Source organism: Variovorax raffinosi (assembly GCF_051216615.1).
In the GTDB taxonomy this organism is placed as follows: domain Bacteria; phylum Pseudomonadota; class Gammaproteobacteria; order Burkholderiales; family Burkholderiaceae_C; genus Variovorax.
Map to the genome: position 1 here is coordinate 949,682 of NZ_JBPJZR010000001.1, position 18,417 is coordinate 968,098.

An 18,417-nucleotide genomic window follows, 5' to 3' on the forward strand; every position below is an offset into this window, starting at 1 on the left:
AGACGCAGATCGCATGCCAACAGGGGACTTGATCAGCGCAGCCCTAGTGTTGCGAGTTAGAAGTTCGTTGAACTACTCGTGATCGCCAGGGTCTCTCGTGTACCGTGTGTACCCGACGAGGCAGCAATGAGCGGAAGATCTAAAGCGACACTGGTTCTGACAGATGCGGAGCGCGAAGAGCTCAAGGCGCTGACGCTGCGACGCAAGACAGCGCAGGCCCTGGCGCTGCGAGCGCGCATCGTGCTGGCCTGCGCCGACGGACAGGACAATAAGGTGGTTGCAGCACGCCAGTGCGTCACACCGCAGATGGTGAGCAAGTGGCGAGCACGGTTTGTCGAACAACGTCTGGATAGCCTGTTGGACGCGCCGCGCTCTGGTGCGCCAAGAACCATTGACGATGCCCGCGTTGACGCGGTGATCGCCAAGACGCTGGAGAGCGTGCCGCGCGGCGCGACGCACTGGAGTACGCGCACCATGGCCAGCGCGAGCGGGCTTTCGCAGACGGCCGTCTCGCGCATCTGGCGCGCCTTCGGCCTGCAGCCGCACCGCCAGGAGACGTTCAAGCTGTCGACCGACCCGATGTTTGTCGAGAAGGTGCGACATCGTCGGGCTGTACATGGATCCGCCCTTGATGGCGATGGTGCTGTGCGTGGACGAGAAGAGCCAGATCCAGGCTCTGGATCGCACACAGCCCTTACTGCCGCTTGCCCCCGGCATTCCCGAGCGGCGCACCCACGACTACGAACGTCACGGCACAACCACGCTGTTCGCAGCCCTGGACATCGCTACAGGCTCGGTCATTGGCCAGATGCATCGGCGCCACCGCAGCGGCGAGTTCCTGCAATTCTTGCGAACCGTCGAGGCCAGCGTGCCAGCGGTGCTGGACATCCATTTGGTCATGGACAACTACGGCACACACAAGACGGCTTCGATCAGATCATGGCTGGCCCGACATCCGCGCATTCACGTGCACTTCACGCCGACTTCGGCGTCGTGGCTGAACCAGGTCGAGCGCTGGTTTGCAACGCTCACGCAGCGCTGCATTCGTCGAGGCACGCATCGCTCCACGCGACAGCTCGAGCAGACCATCCGGGAGTACTTGGACATCAACAACGCCAAGCCGAAGCCCTTCATATGGTCGAAGACTGCCGACGACATCCTTGCCAGCGTCGAGAGGTTTTGTCTGCGAACTTCTAACTCACCACACTAGGGGCGTTGCACTTCCGGTTGCTACTGGCCTGGTGTTAGCGCCAGGCCAATCGTGACCAGCAGAGGTGCTCGGCGCCGAGAAAATTCGTGGCATAGCCATCGTGGCACGGGCGCAGTAGCGAAAGACATATCGCAGTTCATTCGGTATGAGAAACTCATTCCCATCTCTCCTTCTTTGCGCGTAGGTGCCTCCGCGCTTGTCTTCTTTGCAACGGAAGCCGCCTTCAACGTCGGCACAACCAACATCTGCAATCAGTCTGATTCAGACATCCCAGTGCAGAAACGAGAAGGCCCCTATCCCTGCCTCCCCCGCATCCACGCCACGGCCTCATCCCGCCCCGCCACCCCCAGCTTCGCGTAGATGTTCTTCAGATGCCACTTCACGGTGTCAGTGGACAGTCCCAGCGCCAGCGCGATCTTCTTGTTGGGCATCGCCTGCGCCAGCAAACTCAGCACATCGCGTTCGCGTTCGCTCAACGGCTCAACGGGGCTCCTGGAGGTATCGGGCGCTACGCCCGCCGAGGCCATTGCATCGGAAGGCACGAGCACCTGCCGCCCGTACTGCGCCTGCGCCAGGCGCTCCGCATAGAAGCCGAGCACCGGGTCCAGCAACGCGTCCTTGGCGACTTCCGAAACCAGCGTCATCACGGCCGGGTCTGCGTCGAGCAGGCTGCGCACCAGGCCCAGCCGGTGTCCGCTGCGCAAGGCTGCCAGCGTGTATTCCCTCGCGGCATCCGCCCTGCCCCGCCGCCGCTCGATCAATGCCTGCAGCAGCTTCATCTGCGCGACCAATCGCTGTCTTCCGCGCAGTTCGATGTTCGCCATCAGCACGTCGATTCTGCGCGCCGCATCGTCCGTGTCGCCGCGGACCATGGCCCAGCGGATGCGTGCGCGCTCCACTACCACGGCGATTTCGCCAAGTGCGCTGTGCACGGCATCAGCATGCCGCGCGTCGATCTCGTTCGCGCGCAATAACGCTGCCTCCGCAGCGGCCGGATCGCCCATCTGCAAACGGTAGTGCACCTGCATCGTCAGGCTGTGGACCAGCAAGCGGTCCAGGCCCAGCGCGGCGCTGTAGTCTTCCAGCCGCTCGAGGTAGGACATGCCTTCCAGTCTGCGCCCGGCGACCCAGTGGGCCGCCGCCAGAGAGCGGTGCACGCGCAGCACCGAGTCGGGAATGGACACGCGCTCCAGCGCGTCCACGCGGTCTTCGAGCAGCGCGAGCGCGGCCTCGGTCTCGCCGTGTTCGTACAGCACCTCGCCCAGCAGCGCCGTCGACAAGTAGGTGGCATCGACGCATGCGCTTCCACCTTCATTGGCCTCGCGCAGCACCTCGCGGTAGATGCGCTCGGCCTGTGTCATGCGGCCTTCCATGGCGTAGCTCAGGCCGACCAGGCTTCGGCCCTGCAGCGTGCCCGACGAGCTGCCGCGCAGCGACTCTCCGTCGATCAGGCGAATCGGGTTGTCTTGCTGCACGCGGCGCGCGCGCTCGTAGTCGCCGCGGTGCATGTACAGCCAGGACAGGATGTTGTCGCGTGCCCCCGTTGCCAGCGCGTCCGCGCCTTCGGGCGCCGACTGCAGGCGCGGCAGCAGCGCCATGGCAGCGTCGGTGTCGTCGCGCTGCAAAGCCAGCGAGGCTTCGAGCAGCGTGAGCCAGTAGTGGCTGATGGCGTCGTCCGGCGGAATGTCCGGCCGCAGGCGCGCGATGTTGGCGGAAAAGGCATCCAGCTCCCGCGCGAACAGCTCGATGCGGATCATCCACAACCGCAGCCCGATGCGCGCCTGCACTTCGGCGGGCGGCAGTTGGCGCACCAGGCCGATCAGCTTGCGCAGTTCGCCGCGCACGGCCAGGCCATGGGCAGACTTTTCCACCAGCGCCGCAGCGGCCGCGCCCTCGCCCGCCGCGACGGCCTGGCGCACCGCCTCGTCGATGAGGCCATGGTCGCGAAACCACTGCCAGGCGATGCGGTGCACCTCGCGTTGCCCGGCTTCGCTGCGCTGCCTCAAGCGCCCGCGCAGCGTTTCGCGCAGCAGCGGGTGCAGGCGAAACCAGGTCTCGCGCTCGGCGCTGGTTTCGATCGGCACGATGAACAGGTTCTCGGCTTCCAGCCGCGCCAGCAACGGTGCCATGGCGGCGTCGTCCACGGGCCGGCCCAGCAAGACCGCGCACAGCGGTGCGCAAAAGCGGCTGCAGGCCGACACGCTGATCAGCAATTCGAGATCGGCCGGCGCCAGGCGCGACAGCACTTCTTTCTCGAAATAGGCGGCAAAGGCCTGCGGGTCTTGCACGTGCGCGCGCACGAAGTCGCCCGGCACCTGGCCCGCGCCCAGCTCCCGCCGGCGCTTCTTCCAGTTGATGGCCAGCAATTGCAGGCCGGCGGCCCAGCCATCACACAGCTCGTGCAGGGCCAAGGCGTCTCGCGGCGCGATGCTGCCCAGTTGCGACTGCAGGAAGCGTTCGGATTCGGCCGGAGAAAAGCGCAGGTCGCGCACGTCGATCTCCAGCACCTGGCCCTCGGCGCGCAGGCGATCCAGCGACAGCGGCAGCGCTGCGCGCGAGGCGATGGCCAGATGCAGGTTGGCCGGGGCGTAGTCCAGCAGCCACTGCAGCGCCTCGTGGATGCGCTCATCCATCAGGTGCTGCAGATCGTCCAGCACCAGCACCAGTTCGCGCGGATGAGCGGCAATGCCGCGCACCAGGGCAATCAGGGCACGCTCCACGGCTTCGCTGTCGACACCGCGACCGGCGTAGTCGGCCGCCTCCTGCGTGGCGACCGGCGCCACATGCGCCACGCTGGCCAGCAGGTAGTCGAGCAGGCGGGTGGGCTCGTTGTCCTCGGGAGTCAACGTGAACCAGGCCACGTCGAAGCCCAGCGGCAGCAGCGCCTGGCGCCAGGCGACCAGGGTGGTGGTCTTGCCGCAGCCGGCCGGGCCCTGCAGCACCACGCAACGGCGGCGGCGCCCCTCCATCAGCCGGGCCAGCAATGCCTCTCGCGCCACCGCGCGCACGGCGCTGCGGGGCGGGACCATTTTGGTGGTGACCAGGGCCTTGAGCGCGGAGGCTTCAGGCGAGCGCGAATGGGAATGTGGCTTGTTCTGCATGTCTCTGCCCGGCATTGTGGCGCGCTGCCACCCGATCGGGGTAGTGGGGTTGCGAGGGGGGACTCCCAGAATTGCGCCAAGACAAGGAGCCCCCCGTGAATATCAACCGCACCGTCTACCGCGACGATCACGAGATGCTGCGCGACACCGCACGGCGATTTTTCGAACGCGAATGCCTGCCGCGCCAAGCCGCGTGGGACGCGGCCGGCCGCACCGACCGCGAAACCTGGCTCAAGGCCGGCCGCGAAGGCCTGCTGTGCGTCACCGTGCCGACCGCGTACGGCGGCGGCGGTGGCGATTTCGGCCACTCCTGCGTGCTGGCCGAAGAGCTGCACCGCTCGGGCGTCTCGGGCTTCAGCCTGTCGGTGCACTCGGACATCACCGCGCCCTACATCGTGCGCTTCGGCACCGAGGAACAAAAGCAGCGCTGGCTGCCCAAGATCTGCCGCGGCGAAACCATCATGGCCATTGCCATGACCGAACCGGGCACGGGCTCCGACCTGAAGTCCATCCGCACCAGCGCCGTGCGCGACGGCGACGAATACATCATCAACGGCAGCAAGACCTTCATCAGCAACGGCCTGAACTGCGACATGGTGCTGGTGGCCTGCAAGACCGATCCCAACGCCGGCAGCAAGGGCGTGAGCCTGATCATGGTCGAGGCCGACCGCGCGGGCTTTCGTCGCGGGCGCAAGCTCGACAAGGTGGGCCAGCCGGCAGCCGATACCACCGAGCTGTTCTTCGACAACGTGCGCGTGCCGGCCGACAACCTGCTGGGCGAAGAGAACAAGGGCTTCGTCTGCCTGATGCAGGAGCTGGCGCAGGAGCGCCTGATCATCGCCGTGTACAGCGTCGCCAAGCTCGAGCGCCTGCTGGAGCAGACGCTCGAATACGTGAAGGAGCGCAAGGCCTTCGACGGCACGGTGTGGGACTTCCAGAACACCAAGTTCAAGCTGGCCGACATCAAGACGCAAGCGGTGGCGGCCCGCACGCTGGTCGACTACTACATCGGCGAGCACATACGCCGGCGCATCAGCGTGCAGGAGGCGGCGATTGCCAAGCTCTTCGCCACCGAGACGCTGTGGAAGTGCATCGACGACATGGTGCAGCTGCACGGTGGCTACGGCTACATGCTGGAGTACCCGATTGCCCGCGCCTTCACCGACTACCGCATCACGCGCGTGTTCGGCGGCAGCAACGAAACGCAACGCGACCTCATCTCCAGAAAACTCTGAACTCAAGGCCCTCACAGGACACGCATCACATGACCGAAAAAGTAATCGTCGCCGGCGTCGGCATGATCCCCTTCGCCAAGCCGGGCAAAAGCCTGAGCTACACAGAGATGGGCGCCGAGGCCACGCGCCGCGCGCTGGCCGACGCGGGCATTGGCTACGACGCAGTGCAGGAAGCCTACGTGGGCTACGTCTACGGCGACTCCACCTCGGGCCAGACGGCGCTGTACGAGGTCGGCATGACCGGCATCCCGGTCGTCAACGTCAACAACAACTGTTCGACCGGCTCCACCGCGCTGTACCTGGCGCGCAAGGCCATCGCTTCGGGCGACGCGGACTGCGTGCTTGCGCTGGGCTTCGAGCAGATGCAGGCCGGCGCGCTCAAGTCGCACTGGGACGACCGCCCGCCCACGCGCGAGCGCTTCCTGCCGGTGCTGCGCGGCCTGACGGCCGACATGGACGGCATGCCGCAGGCCCTGCGCACCTTCGGCGGCGCCGGCCGTGAATACATGGAGCGCTACGGCTGCAGCATGGAGACCTTTGCCGCGGTGCGCGCCAAGGCCAGCCGCCATGCGGCCAACAACCCACTGGCCCTGTTCCGCAAGATCGTGACGACCGAAGAAGTCATGAACGACACCGTGCTGCTGCCCGGCGTGATGACGCGCCTGATGGCCTGCCCGCCCACCTGCGGCGGCGCGGCGGCACTGCTGGTGTCGGAGCGCTTCGCGAAGAAGCACGGACTGCGCACCGACGTGCAGATCCTCGCGCAGGCCATGGCCACCGATCCGGTGCAGTCGTTCGAGCCGCCATCGATGCTGAGCTGGATCGGCACGCACATGACGCATGCCGCCGTCACGCGCGTGTACGAGGCGGCCGGTGTCGGCCCCGAAGACATCGACGTGTGCGAGCTGCACGACTGCTTCGCGCAGAACGAGGTCATCAGCTACGAGACCCTGGGCTTCTGCCCCGAAGGCGGCGCCGAGAAGTTCGTCAACGACGGCGACAACACCTACGGCGGCAAGGTCGTCATCAACCCCTCGGGCGGCCTGCTGTCCAAGGGCCACCCGCTGGGCGCCACCGGCCTGGCGCAGTGCTACGAGCTGACGCACCAACTGCGCGGCAGCGCGGACCAGCGCCAGGTCGAAGGTGCGCGGCTGGGGCTGCAGCACAACGTGGGCCTGGGCGGCGCCTGCGTCGTGACCCTCTACGGCAAGAACTGACATGGACCTGCAGCTCAGCCCCAGCGAACTCGCCTTTCGCGACGAGGTCCGCGCCTTCATCGCCGAGCGCCTGCCCGCTGACATCCGCGCGCGCCTGCGCCGTGGCCATGCGCCGCGCAAGCAGGACACGGTGGCCTGGCAGCGCATCCTTCACGAGCGCGGCTGGGCTGCGCCGCATTGGCCTGCCGAGTACGGTGGCGCCGGCCTGGGCACCACCGAGCGGCTGGTCCTGCTCGAAGAACTGCAGCGCGCCGGGGCGCCCCTGCCGCTGCCCTTCAACATCGCGATGCTCGGCCCGGTGCTGCTGCGCTTTGGCACCGAAGCGCAGAAGCGCTTCTTCCTGCCCCAGCTCGCGCGGCTCGACCTGTGGTTCTGCCAGGGCTTCTCGGAACCGGATTCGGGCTCTGACCTGGCCTCGCTGCGCACGCGCGCGGTGCGCGATGGCGATCACTACGTCGTCGATGGCCAGAAGATCTGGACCACCTCGGCCCATCACGCCGACTGGATCTTCGCGCTGGTGCGAACGGAGCAGACGGCGCGCAAGCAGGACGGCATCTCCTTCCTGCTGATCGACATGAAGACGCCGGGCGTTTCAGTGCGGCCGATCGTGTCGATCGACGGTCAGCAGCATCTCAATGAAGTCTTCTTCGACAAGGTGCGCGTGCCGCTCGCCAACCTCGTCGGCGAGGAAGGCCGTGGCTGGGACTGCGCCAAGTACCTGCTGGCAAGCGAACGCACCAACATCGCCAACGTGGGCCTGTGCTGGGAGCGCCTGGACGCCGCCCGCGAACTCGCGGCGGCCACGCGTCAGGGCGACAAGTGCCTGCTCGACGACCCCAAGCTGGCCACCGACATCGCCGAGCTGGGCGCGGAAATCCGCGCGCTCGAGCTGACCAACTGGCGCTTCCTGCTCGACCCCGAGATCGGGCGCAAGAACCCGGGCTTTGCCTCGGTGCTCAAGCTCAAGGGCTCGGAGCTGATGCAGTCGCTGACCACGCTGATCGCGCGCATTGCCGGCCCCAGCGGGCTGGAGCGCCGCGACGCGGAAGGCGATGCCGCGTTGCATCCGCTCGTGGCCGCCGCCCCGCGCTATTTCTTCTACCGCGCAGCCACCATCTACGGCGGCTCCAGCGAGGTCCAGAAGGACATTCTGGCCAAGACGCTCCTGGGATAAGCCATGCAATTCGATCTGAACGAAGACCAGCAGGCGCTGGCGCAAAGCCTGTCGCGACTGCTGGACGACCACTACGGTTTCGAGAAGCGCCGCGCCATCGCCCATTCGCCGGCCGGTTGGAGCGAAGCGGCCTGGGGCCAATTGGCCGAACTGGGCGTGACGGCGCTGGGCATTCCCGAAGCCTTCGGCGGCCTGGGCGGCGGCGCGGGCGACCGGCTGCCGGTGATGCAGGCCTTCGGCCGCGCGCTGCTGCTCGAACCGTATCTGGCCTCCAGCGTGCTCGCGGCGACGGCCGTGCTGTCGGCCGGCAGCGAGGCGCAGAAAGACCGCCTGCTGCCTTCTCTGGCTCAAGGCAGCATTCGGATGGCCTGGGCGCACGATGAAGCGCCAGGGCGCCACGCGCCGCTGTGGGTCGAGACCCGTGCGCGGCGCGATGGCGACCGGTGGCGCCTCGATGGCACCAAGTCGCTTGTGCTTCACGCGAGTGCGGCGAGCCGTTTCGTGGTGAGCGCGCGTGTGAGCGGCGAGCCGGCCGACGCAGACGGCCTGGCGCTCTTTCTCGTCGATGCCGCCGATGCGACGCTGCGCACCTATCGCCTGATCGACGACACGCCGGCCGGCGAACTCACCCTTGACGGTGCCACCGCCGAACCCTTGGGCGACGCCGCAGACCACGCACGCGCCGCAGCCGCCCTCCACGCCACCGTCGCCGCCGGCACCGCCGCCGTCTGCGCCGACATGGTCGGCGTCATGGAGGCGGCCTTTGCGCTCACCACCGCCTACGTCAACACACGCAAGCAGTTCGGCCGACTGATCGGCGAGTACCAGGCGCTGCGCCATCGCGTGGCCGAGATGGCCGTCGCGCTCGAGATGGCGCGCAGCATGGCGATTGCCGCGGCGGTGGCGGTCGATGACCCGGCCTCAGCCCACGCCGCCACCGACCTGCCGCGCGCCAAGCTGGCCATCGGCCGCCACGCGCGGGCGCTGTGCCAGCAGGCGATCCAGTCGCACGGCGGCATCGGAATGACCGAGGAATACGCCGTCGGCCACTGCCTGCGCCGCATCCACGTGCTCGACCAGCTGTTCGGCGACGCGGACGCGCAGGCCGCGCGCCTCGCTCGCATGTAGTTCAAATCCCCAGGAGACAAAAAACATGAAACGCCTCAAGACCTTCCGCCTGATGGGCGCCGCACTGACTTCGTTGTTGGCCCTGGCCCTGCCGCTTCAGCAGGCGCAGGCCACCGACTCCTTCCCGTCGCGCCAGGTGCGCTTCATCGTTCCTCTGGGCCCGGGCAGCGGCTCGGACACGATCACGCGCCTGGTCGCCAAGCTCGTCATGCCGGAACTCGGTGGCCAGTCCACCTTCATCGAGAACAAGCCGGGCGCAGACTCGGTGCTGGCGGTGCAGACCCTGCTGACTTCACCGGCCGACGGCTACAGCGTGCTCATGCTCTCGCCTTCGTCGATGGTGATCAACCCGCTGATCAACGACAACCTGCCGTACGACGCGCAGAAAGATCTGCGTCCCCTGGCCACCATGCTGCGCAGCGCGGCGGTGCTGGTGACCGGCGCCAATTCGCCCTACAAGACCTACGCCGAAGCCATGGCAGCGGCCAGGAAGAGCCTCAAGAACGTGAGCATGGCCAGCTACAGCAACCACTACCGCATCGGCTCGCTGATGCTGCAGCACGGCGCGGGCGTCGAGTTCAACTACATCCCCTACAAGTCGCCCGGGCAGGTCCAGAGCGACCTGATGGGTGGCCAGGTCGATCTGGCCCTGCTCGACATCGGTGGCGCGTTGCCGCTGATCGCTGCGGGCAAGGTGCGGCCGCTGGCCGTGACCGGCAAGGAACGCCACCCCAAGCTGCCCAACGTGCCCACGGTGCGCGAGAGCGGCCTGCCGAACTACGACCTGTACGTATGGATCGGCCTGGGCGTTGCCGCCAAGACGCCCGAGCCTGCCGTCAAGACACTGGAAGCGGCGCTTCTGAAGGCCATGTCGCAGCCGGAGTTCCGCACTTACGTGACGGAGACTGCGGGCGCGGAAGTGTTCACCGTCGGTGGCAAGGAAATGGGCGAAATGATTACCTCGGAAAGAGCCCGCTATCGCGCCCTTTCCAAGCAAGTCGACCTTTCGCAGAAATGATGGAGCCATTGGAAATGAAGCAGCTTTGCAAGGACCGCGTGGTCGTGATCACCGGCGCAGGCCGTGGCATCGGCCGCGAGTACGCACTCGAATTCGCGCGCCAGGGCGCCAAGGTCGTGGTCAATGACCTCGGCGGGCGCGGCGACGGCAGCCCCGGCTCGGCCATCAGCCCGGCGCTGGAAGTTGTGGCCCTGATCGAAGCCCTGGGTGGACAGGCCATTGCCAACGGCGACGACGTGGCCGACTGGGCCGGCGCCAAACGCATGATCGATGCGGCCATCGACACCTTCGGCGGGCTCGACGTGCTGGTCAACAACGCCGGCATCCTGCGAGACCGCACACTGGTCAACATGGACGAGGAAGACTGGGACGCTGTGATCCGCGTGCACATGCGCGGCACCTTCGCGCCCTCTCGGCACGCGGCGGCCTACTGGCGCAGCGAATCGAAGGCGGGCCGCCAGCGCGACGCGCGGATCATCAACACCAGTTCGTCCTCTGGCCTGTACTGCAATGCCGGCCAGTCGAACTACGGCGCGGCCAAGGCCGGCATCGCCGCCCTGTCGGTGATTGCCTCGCGCGAGCTGGACCGCTACGGTGTGACGGTGAACGCCATCTACCCGACCGCCATGAGCCGCCTGACAGAAGACATCTTCGCCAGCCCCAAGTGGCAGGCGATCCGCAACGAGGCGCCCGACTTCGATCCACTGGACCCTTCGAACGTTGCGCCGCTGGTGGCGTGGCTGGGCAGCAGCGAGTCGCGCGACATCACCGGGCGTGTGTTCGGCGCACGCGGTGGCCGCATCACGGTGGCCGAGGGCTGGCACGCCGGCCCGCGCATCGAGAAGCAAGGGCGCTGGACGGTCGAGGAACTCGGTGGTCTGATCCCTGAGCTGGTGAAAAAGGCCGCGCCCAACGCGCTGACCACCGGCGAGATTCCCACGGAGAACTAGCATGAGCCAACTGCTCGAGGCCTTTCGCCTCGCCAGGCTTCCCGACGAGGCCGAAGCATTCCGCCACGAAGTGCGCGCCTTCCTGGCGACGAACCTGGAACCTGCGCCACCTGTCGTGCGTGCGCGCACATGGATGGGCTTCGATGCGGCGTTCAGCCGGCGGCTCGCGCAGCGCGGCTGGGTCGGCATCACCTTGCCCGCCTCTTATGGCGGCGCGGGGCTCGACGCCTTCCGCCGCTTCGTGCTCGTCGAAGAAATGCTCGCGGCCGGTGTGCCCGTGGCAGCCCATTGGATTGCCGACAGGCAAAGCGGCCCGCTGATCAACAAGTTCGGTACCGAGGCACAAAAAGACTTCTATCTGCCGCGCATCTGCCGTGGCGAAGCCTTCTTCTGCATCGGCATGAGCGAGCCCAACGCGGGCTCCGACCTGGCCAGCGTGCGCACGCGTGCCACTCGCGTGGAAGGCGGCTGGCGCCTGACCGGCCGCAAGATCTGGACGACCAACGCGCAGCGCTCGCACTTCATGATTGCGCTGGTGCGTACCTCCGGCGCGCCGGAAGACCGGCAAGGCGGGTTGTCGCAATTGATCGTCGACCTCTCGCTGCCCGGCATCCAGATACGCCCCATCGTCGACCTGACGGGCGACGCGCATTTCTCGGAAGTGAGCTTCGACGATGTCTTCCTCAAGGAGGACGCGCTGATCGGCGACGAAGGCAGCGGCTGGATGCAGGTGAACGCCGAGCTGGCCTTCGAACGCAGCGGACCCGAGAGGCTGTATTCGAGCGTGGTGCTGCTCGACACCTGGACGCAGAGCCTGCGCAAGACCGGCTTCACGCCGGCCGACGCCACGCTGCTCGGCAACTTCACCACCCAGCTCGCCACCTTGCGCAGCCTGTCGGTGGCCGTGACCACCAAGCTGGCGCGCGGCGAAAGCCCCGTGGTCGAAGCGGCGCTGGTCAAGGACATCGGCACCGAGTTCGAGCAGGCCATCCCCGCCGCCATCGAAGCGGCCGTGGCGGCCGACCCGACGCGCGCGGCCGATGTCGATGCGGACCTGCATCGCGCGATCGCCTACCTGAGCCAGATCTCGCCGACCTTCTCGCTGCGCGGCGGCACGCGCGAGATTCTGCGCGGCATGATCGCGCGCGGCCTGGGCCTGCGCTGAGCCACAAGGAGACAAGAACATGTTTACAGAAGCCATCGAGGCGATCCTCGTTGACCAGTGCACGCCAGCCACCATCCGGGCCATCGAGAACGGCGGTTCGGCCACAGCGCTTTGGGGCGCGTTGGCCGAGAGCGGATTCCTTGAACTGATGGCGAGCGAGAAAGCCGGCGGCGCCGGGCTCGACCTGGACGCGGTCTTCCCCATCTTCGTGGCCTTCGGCCGGCATGCAGTGCCGGTGCCAGCGGCGCAGAGCATCGCGGCAAGGGCGCTGCTGGGAGACGTGGCAGCGCCGCAAGGCATGGTCACGCTCGCGGGCCATGCGCGGCGCGAGCACGACGGTTCGGTCAGCGCTGGCCACGTGGCGTTCGGTGCGATTGCCGACCACGTGCTCGCGAACATCGAAGGGCGGCTCGTGCTGCTCGACGGCGCACTCGCGCAACGCACGATGACCGGCATTCGCGGAAGCCTCGGCGCGTCGCTGCGCTGGGCCGGCGACGCGGTCGGTGCGCCGGTCGGCGACAACGGCGCGCAGGTCGCGGTGTTCAGCGCGGCACTGCACGCCGCCGCCATCGCAGGCGCCATGGAGCGCATGTTCTCGATGACGCTGGGCTACTGCAACGACCGGGTGCAGTTCGGCAAGGCCATCGGCAAGTTCCAGGCCGTCCAGCACCAGTTGGGCGTGATGGCCGAGCATGTCGCGAGCGCGGGCGTGGCGGCCGAACTGGCCTTCCGGGCCGGCGAAAAAATTCCGTCCCCACTCGCCGCCGCCACCGCGAAGGCGCGCACCAGTGCGTCTGTGCCGCTCGTTGCATCGACGGCGCATGCGCTGCACGGCGCCATCGGCGTCACCGAAGAATTCGACCTCCAGCTCTACAGCCGCCGTTTGCACGAATGGCGCATGGCCGACGGCTCGGAGGCCTACTGGAACCGCATCGTCGGTGAAGCGCTGCTCGGCAACGCAACGCCCTCGGTCCTGCAATTCGTGATGGAGGAGATCCTTTGATGAGCAATTTTCTGAACTACGAGCAAGAGGGCCACATCGTCACCCTGACGATGAACGACCCCGAGCGCCGCAACCCCCTGACCGGCAACACGGCCGTGCCGGAATTTCTGGCCGCCATCGACCGCATCCATGCCGATCATTCGGTGCGCGCGGTGATCCTTACCGGTGCGGGCTCGGCCTTTTCGTCGGGCGGCAACGTGCGCGACATGGGCCGCTACAGCGAAATGCCGGCGATGGAACTGCGCCGCGAATACCGCCTGGGCATCCAGAAGCTGCCGCTGGCGCTGTTCAACCTCGAGGTGCCGGTGATCGCGGCGGTGAACGGCCATGCCATCGGCGCGGGGCTCGACCTGGCCTGCATGTGCGACATCCGAGTGGCCGCTGAAGAGGCCAAGTTTGCCGAGAGCTTCGTCAAGCTGGGCATCATCCCCGGCGACGGCGGCGCATGGCTGCTGCCGCGCATCATCGGCCTGTCGCGTGCGACCGAGCTGACCCTGACCGGCCAGACCATCGACGCGCGCCAGGCCGCAGAGTGGAACCTGGTGTCGCGCGTGGTGCCGCGCGATCAGCTGTTGCCCACGGCCCGCACGATTGCCGAGCAGATTGCCGCCAACCCGCCGCACGCCGTGCGCCTGGCCAAGCGGCTGCTGCGCGAGGCGCTGCATTCGCGCCTCGATACGCTGCTGGAGATGTCGGCGGCCTTCCAGGTGATTTCGCATCAGACGGAAGATCACCACGAAGCCGTGGCCGCCTTCGTCGAGAAGCGCAAGCCGGAGTTTCGGGGCTGAGGTCTGTGGGCATTGCTGCGCGGGTTGTGCGCGCGGCAACGGCACACGCGCCAAGTGCACGTTGATCTACCGAACGACCTCGGGCTCGGCGACCTGTTGTCGCGCAAATGCACCTGCCGCCCGCGCGGCATCGCGCATCAGTCGCTCCACGATCCGCGCTGCCGGCACGATCTCGTCGGCAAAGGCTCCGCCCGGACCGAAGGAGACGATGCCGCCGTCCACGTCGCCCTCGACATACACGCGCTGGCGCGTGCGCGAGGACAGGATCAGGTCGCCGAACTCGGCATGGCTGCGCACGCCTTGCGCCTCCAGGCGGCGCACTTCGCGTGCCGTTTCGTTGTGCAGCACGTGCCAGGTGTCGCCAATCGATCCCAGGATGGCCGTCGAGCCCTCGGGACCGATCTCGACGATGCGTTGCTTCAGGGCCTCGTGGGCACGTATCTCTTGCGCCACCAGGAAGCGGCTGCCCATCACCACGCCGTCGGCGCCCAAGGCCAGGGCCGCCGCAATCTGCCGCCCGCTGCCGATGCCGCCGCCGAGCACCAGCGGCAGTTGCACCTGCTCCAGCGCAAAGGCGCCGTTGACGAACGCAGACAGCGGATTGGCGCCCGGGTGGCCGCCCTCCTCGCAACCGACCAATGCGATGGCGTCAACGCCCAGGCGCGCCGCGCTGTGGGCGTGGCGCACGCTCGGGCATTTGTGCATCAACAGACCGCCGCCGCGATGGATCGGCTCGACAAGCGACTCGGGCGAGTCGCCGGCACTCTCGAAATGACGAACACCCTCCTCCAATGCGATCTCGATCCAGCCTGGCACCTTCACGTTGGCGCCCGCGCGGCGCGACAGCGTCAGGTTGACGCCGAAGGCCTTGCCATCGGTCAGCGCACGACATCGGCGCAGGTCGGCACGAAAGTCGTCCAGCACATCGAAGGACCGGGCCGTGATGAAACCCATCGCGCCGGCATTAACAACAGCCGCAACGATGTCCGACTGGCCCAGGTGGTGCATCCCCCCGAGCAGGATTGGATGGCGGATGCCGAACAGTTCGGTGATACGGGTGCGAAAGATCGCCATGGCTTCAGAAAGCGTCGAGCGCCAGGGCCGTGACGCTCTCGGCGCCATCGACGATGCTGTCGCGAATGCCCGGCACCTTGTTCAGGATGTGCTCGGCATAGAAACGCGCGGTGGCGATCTTGGCCAGCATGAAGTCGGTGTCGAAGCTTCGCGAAGCCAGGTCCTGGGCAATGATCAGCGAGCGTGCGAGCTGCCAGCCGGCCACGAGGTTGCCCGCGAGCATCAGGTACGGCACGCTGCCCGAGAACACGGCGTTCGGCGAGGCCTTGGTCTGGCCGGCGACGAAATCGACCACGTCGATGAAAGCCAGGCGCGCGGCCGTCAGGCGCTTGAGCACCGCGGCAGCCGCCGGGTGATCGCTCTTGGCCAGTTCGGCTTCGGTCTTCTCGATCTGCGCGGCAATGGCCTTCGCTGTCTGGCCACCGTCGCGCGCGGTCTTGCGGCCCACGAGGTCGTTGGCCTGGATCGCGGTGGTGCCTTCGTAGATCGTGAGGATCTTGGCATCGCGGTAGTACTGCGCCGCGCCCGTCTCTTCGATGAAGCCCATGCCGCCGTGCACCTGCACGCCGAGCGAGGTCACTTCCAGGCTCATCTCGGTGCTGTAGCCCTTGACCAGCGGCACCATGAATTCGTAGAAGGCCTGGTTCTGCTTGCGTGCATCGGCATCGGGGTGGTGATGCGCGGCGTCGTAGGCGGCAGCGGCCACCGAGGCCATCGCGCGGCAGCCTTCGGTGTAAGCGCGCATCGTCATCAGCATGCGCTTGACGTCGGGGTGATGAATGATGGGTGCGCTGGCGTTGATCGAACCATCGACCGGGCGGCTCTGCACGCGGTCCTTGGCGTAGGCCACGGCGTGCTGGTAGGAGCGCTCGGCAATCGCGATGCCCTGCATGCCCACGGCGTAGCGGGCCGAGTTCATCATGATGAACATGTATTCGAGGCCACGGTTCTCCTGGCCCACGAGGTAGCCGATGGCGCCGCCGTTGTCGCCGTACTGCAGCACGGCGGTCGGCGAGGCCTTGATGCCCATCTTGTGCTCAATGCTCACGCAGTGCACGTCGTTGCGCTCGCCCAGCGCACCGTCCTTGCCGACCATGAACTTCGGCACCACGAACAGGCTGATGCCCTTCACGCCTTCGGGCGCGCCGCTCACGCGGGCCAGCACGAGGTGCACGATGTTCTCGGCCATGTCGTGCTCACCGTAGGTGATGAAGATCTTGGTGCCGAACACCTTGTAGGTGCCGTCGGGCTGCGGCTCGGCGCGGCTGCGCACCATGGCCAGGTCGCTGCCGGCCTGCGGCTCGGTGAGGTTCATCGTGCCGGTCCACTGGCCGCTCACGAGTTTTTCGAGGTACACGGCCTTCAGCTCGTCAGAGCCGGCGGTGAGCAGCGCCTCGATGGCGCCGTCGCTCAGGAGCGGGCACAGCGCGAAGCTCATGTTGGCCGAGTTGAGCATTTCGCCGCAGGCCGCGCCGATGGTCTTGGGCAGGCCCTGGCCGCCGAAGTCGGTCGGATGCTGCAGGCCTTGCCAGCCGCCCGACACGTACTGCGCAAAGGCGTCCTTGAAGCCCGGCGTGGTGGTGACCGCGCCGTCCTTGAACGACGAGGGGTTGCGGTCGCCCGGGATGTTCAGCGGCGCCACCACGTCCTGGTTGAAACGCGCGCACTCTTCAAGAACAGCCTGCGCGGTTTCGAGGCCGGCGTCTTCGAAGCCGGGCAGCTTGGCGATCTCGCCGATGTTGGCCAGGTGTTCGATGTCGAACAGCATGTCCTTGAGAGGGGCGGTGTAGCTCATGGATCAGCTCACCTGGCGAGACTGCCCCGCCCAATGGGGCTCACGCAATTCGCGCTTCAGCACTTTGCCTGCGGCGGAGAGCGGCAGGGCCTCGCGGAACTCGATGCTCTTGGGGCACTTGTAGCCCGCGATGGCGCTGCGGCAATGCGCATGAAGGTCCACGTCGTCGAGTTGCGCGCCGGGCTTGCGTACCACCACTGCGTGCACCGCCTCACCCCACTGTGCGTGCGGTACCGCGATGACGGCGCAGGCCTGCACGGCCGGATGCCGCGCGATCACATTCTCGACCTCGGCCGAATACACGTTCTCGCCGCCGCTCACGATCATGTCCTTGAGGCGATCGACGATGAAGACGTGGCCGCCCGCGTCCATGCGGGCGCCATCGCCGGTGTAGAGCCATCCGTCGCGTAGGGCGCGCGCCGTTTCCTCCGGTTTTTTCCAGTAGCCGAGCATGACATTGGACCCGCGCACGATGAGTTCACCGACTTCGCCACGAGGCAGCTCCTTGCCGCCCGCATCGACCACCTTCACGACGACCCCGAAGTTGGCCCGCCCCGCCGACCGTGACAGGCCCGACGTGCGGCCTCCGGCGCCGTGGTTCTGCGGCGGGTTCGAAGTCGCGCCACCAAGTTCGGTCATTCCATAGGAATGTGTGAAGGCGACGCCGGGCAGCAAAGCCATCGCGCGCTCGAGCACCGGCTCGGCAATCGGCGAGGTGCCATAGACCATGCGCTTCAAGCTGCCCAGGTCGAAGCAGTCGAATTCGGGGTGGGTGATGAGGGCCTGCAGCATGGTGGGCACCAGCAGCACGTCGGTCACGCGTTCGCGCTCGATGGTCTGCAGCACCTCGCGAGCGTCGAAGGCGGTGGCCAGCACGTGCGTTTCACCCGCGATGAACTGCACCAGCGCGCGGCCGATGCCGCCCATGTGAAACAGCGGTGCCACGTGCAGCGCAACGCTGCCGTCCGGCATCGGTGTCTGCGCAAAGCGCTGGATGCCGATGGACCACAAGGTCCAATGGCTGTGCATCACCCCCTTGGGAAACCCGGTGGTGCCGCCTGTGTACAGGATGCAGGCCAGGTCGGTGCCGGCGCGGTCCGCATCCTCGACCGGCGCACTGGCTTCGATCAGCGCCTGGAGAGACGGCATGCCTTCGGGCGCGCGGCCCTCGCCGGCGTAGACGAAGACCGGTGCCCGCCTGGCGCTGGCCCGAATGCCTTCGACGCGATCGAGAAAGTGGTCGTCGACCACCAGGATGCCGGTGTCGCAGTCGTCCAGCGAATAGACGATCTCGGGCACGCTCCAGCGCGTATTGACCGGATTGAGCACGCCGCCGCCCCACCAGACACCCATCAGGACTTCGAGCCAACGGTCGGAGTTCACGCCCAGCATGCCCACTCGGTCGCTCGGCTTCATGCCGAGGGCCTGCAACACGCCCGCCAGGCGCGCCACGCGGTCGCCGAATTCTCGAAAGCTCTGGCGCCGCTGGTAAAAGACGGTGGCAATCTGCTCGGGCGTGGCCTGGATCGAGCGCCGCAGTGCAAGTGTCATGGACATGG

Annotated in this window: 13 protein-coding genes and 1 pseudogene; 10 read left to right on the top strand and 4 right to left on the bottom strand. The window is 67.1% G+C overall.

The genetic code is table 11. The annotated features are described in order from the left end of the window. Positions 1 to 126: 126 nt before the first annotated feature. A pseudogene (locus ACSFB7_RS04495) lies at positions 127 to 1,210 on the top strand (IS630 family transposase). 293 nt (positions 1,211 to 1,503) lie between these two features. Here the strand turns inward: ACSFB7_RS04495 and ACSFB7_RS04500 are convergent. Next, positions 1,504 to 4,311, bottom strand: coding sequence for a winged helix-turn-helix domain-containing protein (locus ACSFB7_RS04500; protein ID WP_435467448.1), 2,808 nt, complete (start codon positions 4,309 to 4,311; stop codon positions 1,504 to 1,506). Between the two features lie 95 nt (positions 4,312 to 4,406). Between ACSFB7_RS04500 and ACSFB7_RS04505 the strand changes: the two genes are divergently transcribed. From ACSFB7_RS04505 to ACSFB7_RS04545, 9 genes are read left to right on the top strand one after another with little or no spacing between them, the layout of a single operon-like run. Continuing rightward, the gene (locus ACSFB7_RS04505; RefSeq protein ID WP_435467450.1) at positions 4,407 to 5,546 is read left to right on the top strand and encodes an acyl-CoA dehydrogenase family protein; all 1,140 of its coding nucleotides are present in this window, start codon (positions 4,407 to 4,409) and stop codon (positions 5,544 to 5,546) included. Between the two features lie 29 nt (positions 5,547 to 5,575). After that, positions 5,576 to 6,763: a lipid-transfer protein gene (locus tag ACSFB7_RS04510; RefSeq protein ID WP_435467452.1), complete on the top strand. Its 1,188-nt coding sequence runs from the start codon at positions 5,576 to 5,578 to the stop codon at positions 6,761 to 6,763. A 1-nt stretch (position 6,764) separates the two neighbouring features. Further along, a complete protein-coding gene (locus tag ACSFB7_RS04515) occupies positions 6,765 to 7,937 on the top strand; it encodes an acyl-CoA dehydrogenase family protein (protein ID WP_435467454.1) in 1,173 nt (390 codons plus the stop codon). Positions 7,938 to 7,940: 3 nt separating this feature from the next. Next, positions 7,941 to 9,065: an acyl-CoA dehydrogenase family protein gene (locus ACSFB7_RS04520; RefSeq protein WP_435467456.1), complete on the top strand. Its 1,125-nt coding sequence runs from the start codon at positions 7,941 to 7,943 to the stop codon at positions 9,063 to 9,065. A 25-nt stretch (positions 9,066 to 9,090) separates the two neighbouring features. Further along, positions 9,091 to 10,083, top strand: a complete 993-nt coding sequence (locus ACSFB7_RS04525; RefSeq protein ID WP_435467458.1) for a Bug family tripartite tricarboxylate transporter substrate binding protein — start codon at positions 9,091 to 9,093, stop codon at positions 10,081 to 10,083. A gap of 14 nt (positions 10,084 to 10,097) precedes the next feature. Beyond that, positions 10,098 to 11,033, top strand: a complete 936-nt coding sequence (locus tag ACSFB7_RS04530; RefSeq protein ID WP_435467460.1) for an SDR family oxidoreductase — start codon at positions 10,098 to 10,100, stop codon at positions 11,031 to 11,033. Position 11,034: 1 nt separating this feature from the next. Continuing rightward, on the top strand, positions 11,035 to 12,198 hold the full coding sequence (locus ACSFB7_RS04535) for an acyl-CoA dehydrogenase family protein (protein ID WP_435467462.1): 1,164 nt from the start codon (positions 11,035 to 11,037) through the stop codon (positions 12,196 to 12,198). A 19-nt stretch (positions 12,199 to 12,217) separates the two neighbouring features. After that, complete coding sequence (locus ACSFB7_RS04540) at positions 12,218 to 13,201, top strand: acyl-CoA dehydrogenase family protein (RefSeq protein WP_435467464.1); 984 nt, start codon at positions 12,218 to 12,220, stop codon at positions 13,199 to 13,201. Next, positions 13,201 to 13,989 carry a crotonase/enoyl-CoA hydratase family protein gene (locus ACSFB7_RS04545; protein WP_435467466.1) on the top strand — a complete coding sequence of 263 codons (789 nt, stop codon included), beginning with the start codon at positions 13,201 to 13,203 and terminating at the stop codon, positions 13,987 to 13,989. Before ACSFB7_RS04540 ends, ACSFB7_RS04545 begins: the two co-directional genes overlap by 1 nt. 66 nt (positions 13,990 to 14,055) lie before the next feature. Here ACSFB7_RS04545 and ACSFB7_RS04550 read toward each other — a convergent pair whose 3' ends face one another. Genes ACSFB7_RS04550 through ACSFB7_RS04560 form a run of 3 tightly spaced genes read right to left on the bottom strand, consistent with a single transcriptional unit; the run spans position 14,056 to position 18,415 of the window. Further along, the gene (locus ACSFB7_RS04550) at positions 14,056 to 15,063 is read right to left on the bottom strand and encodes an NAD(P)H-dependent flavin oxidoreductase (protein ID WP_435467468.1); all 1,008 of its coding nucleotides are present in this window, start codon (positions 15,061 to 15,063) and stop codon (positions 14,056 to 14,058) included. Positions 15,064 to 15,067: 4 nt separating this feature from the next. After that, positions 15,068 to 16,858 (bottom strand): acyl-CoA dehydrogenase, encoded by a 1,791-nt coding sequence (locus ACSFB7_RS04555; protein ID WP_435467470.1) that lies wholly within the window; start codon positions 16,856 to 16,858, stop codon positions 15,068 to 15,070. A 3-nt stretch (positions 16,859 to 16,861) separates the two neighbouring features. Continuing rightward, positions 16,862 to 18,415 carry a long-chain-fatty-acid--CoA ligase gene (locus ACSFB7_RS04560; RefSeq protein ID WP_435467471.1) on the bottom strand — a complete coding sequence of 518 codons (1,554 nt, stop codon included), beginning with the start codon at positions 18,413 to 18,415 and terminating at the stop codon, positions 16,862 to 16,864. Positions 18,416 to 18,417 lie beyond the last annotated feature (2 nt).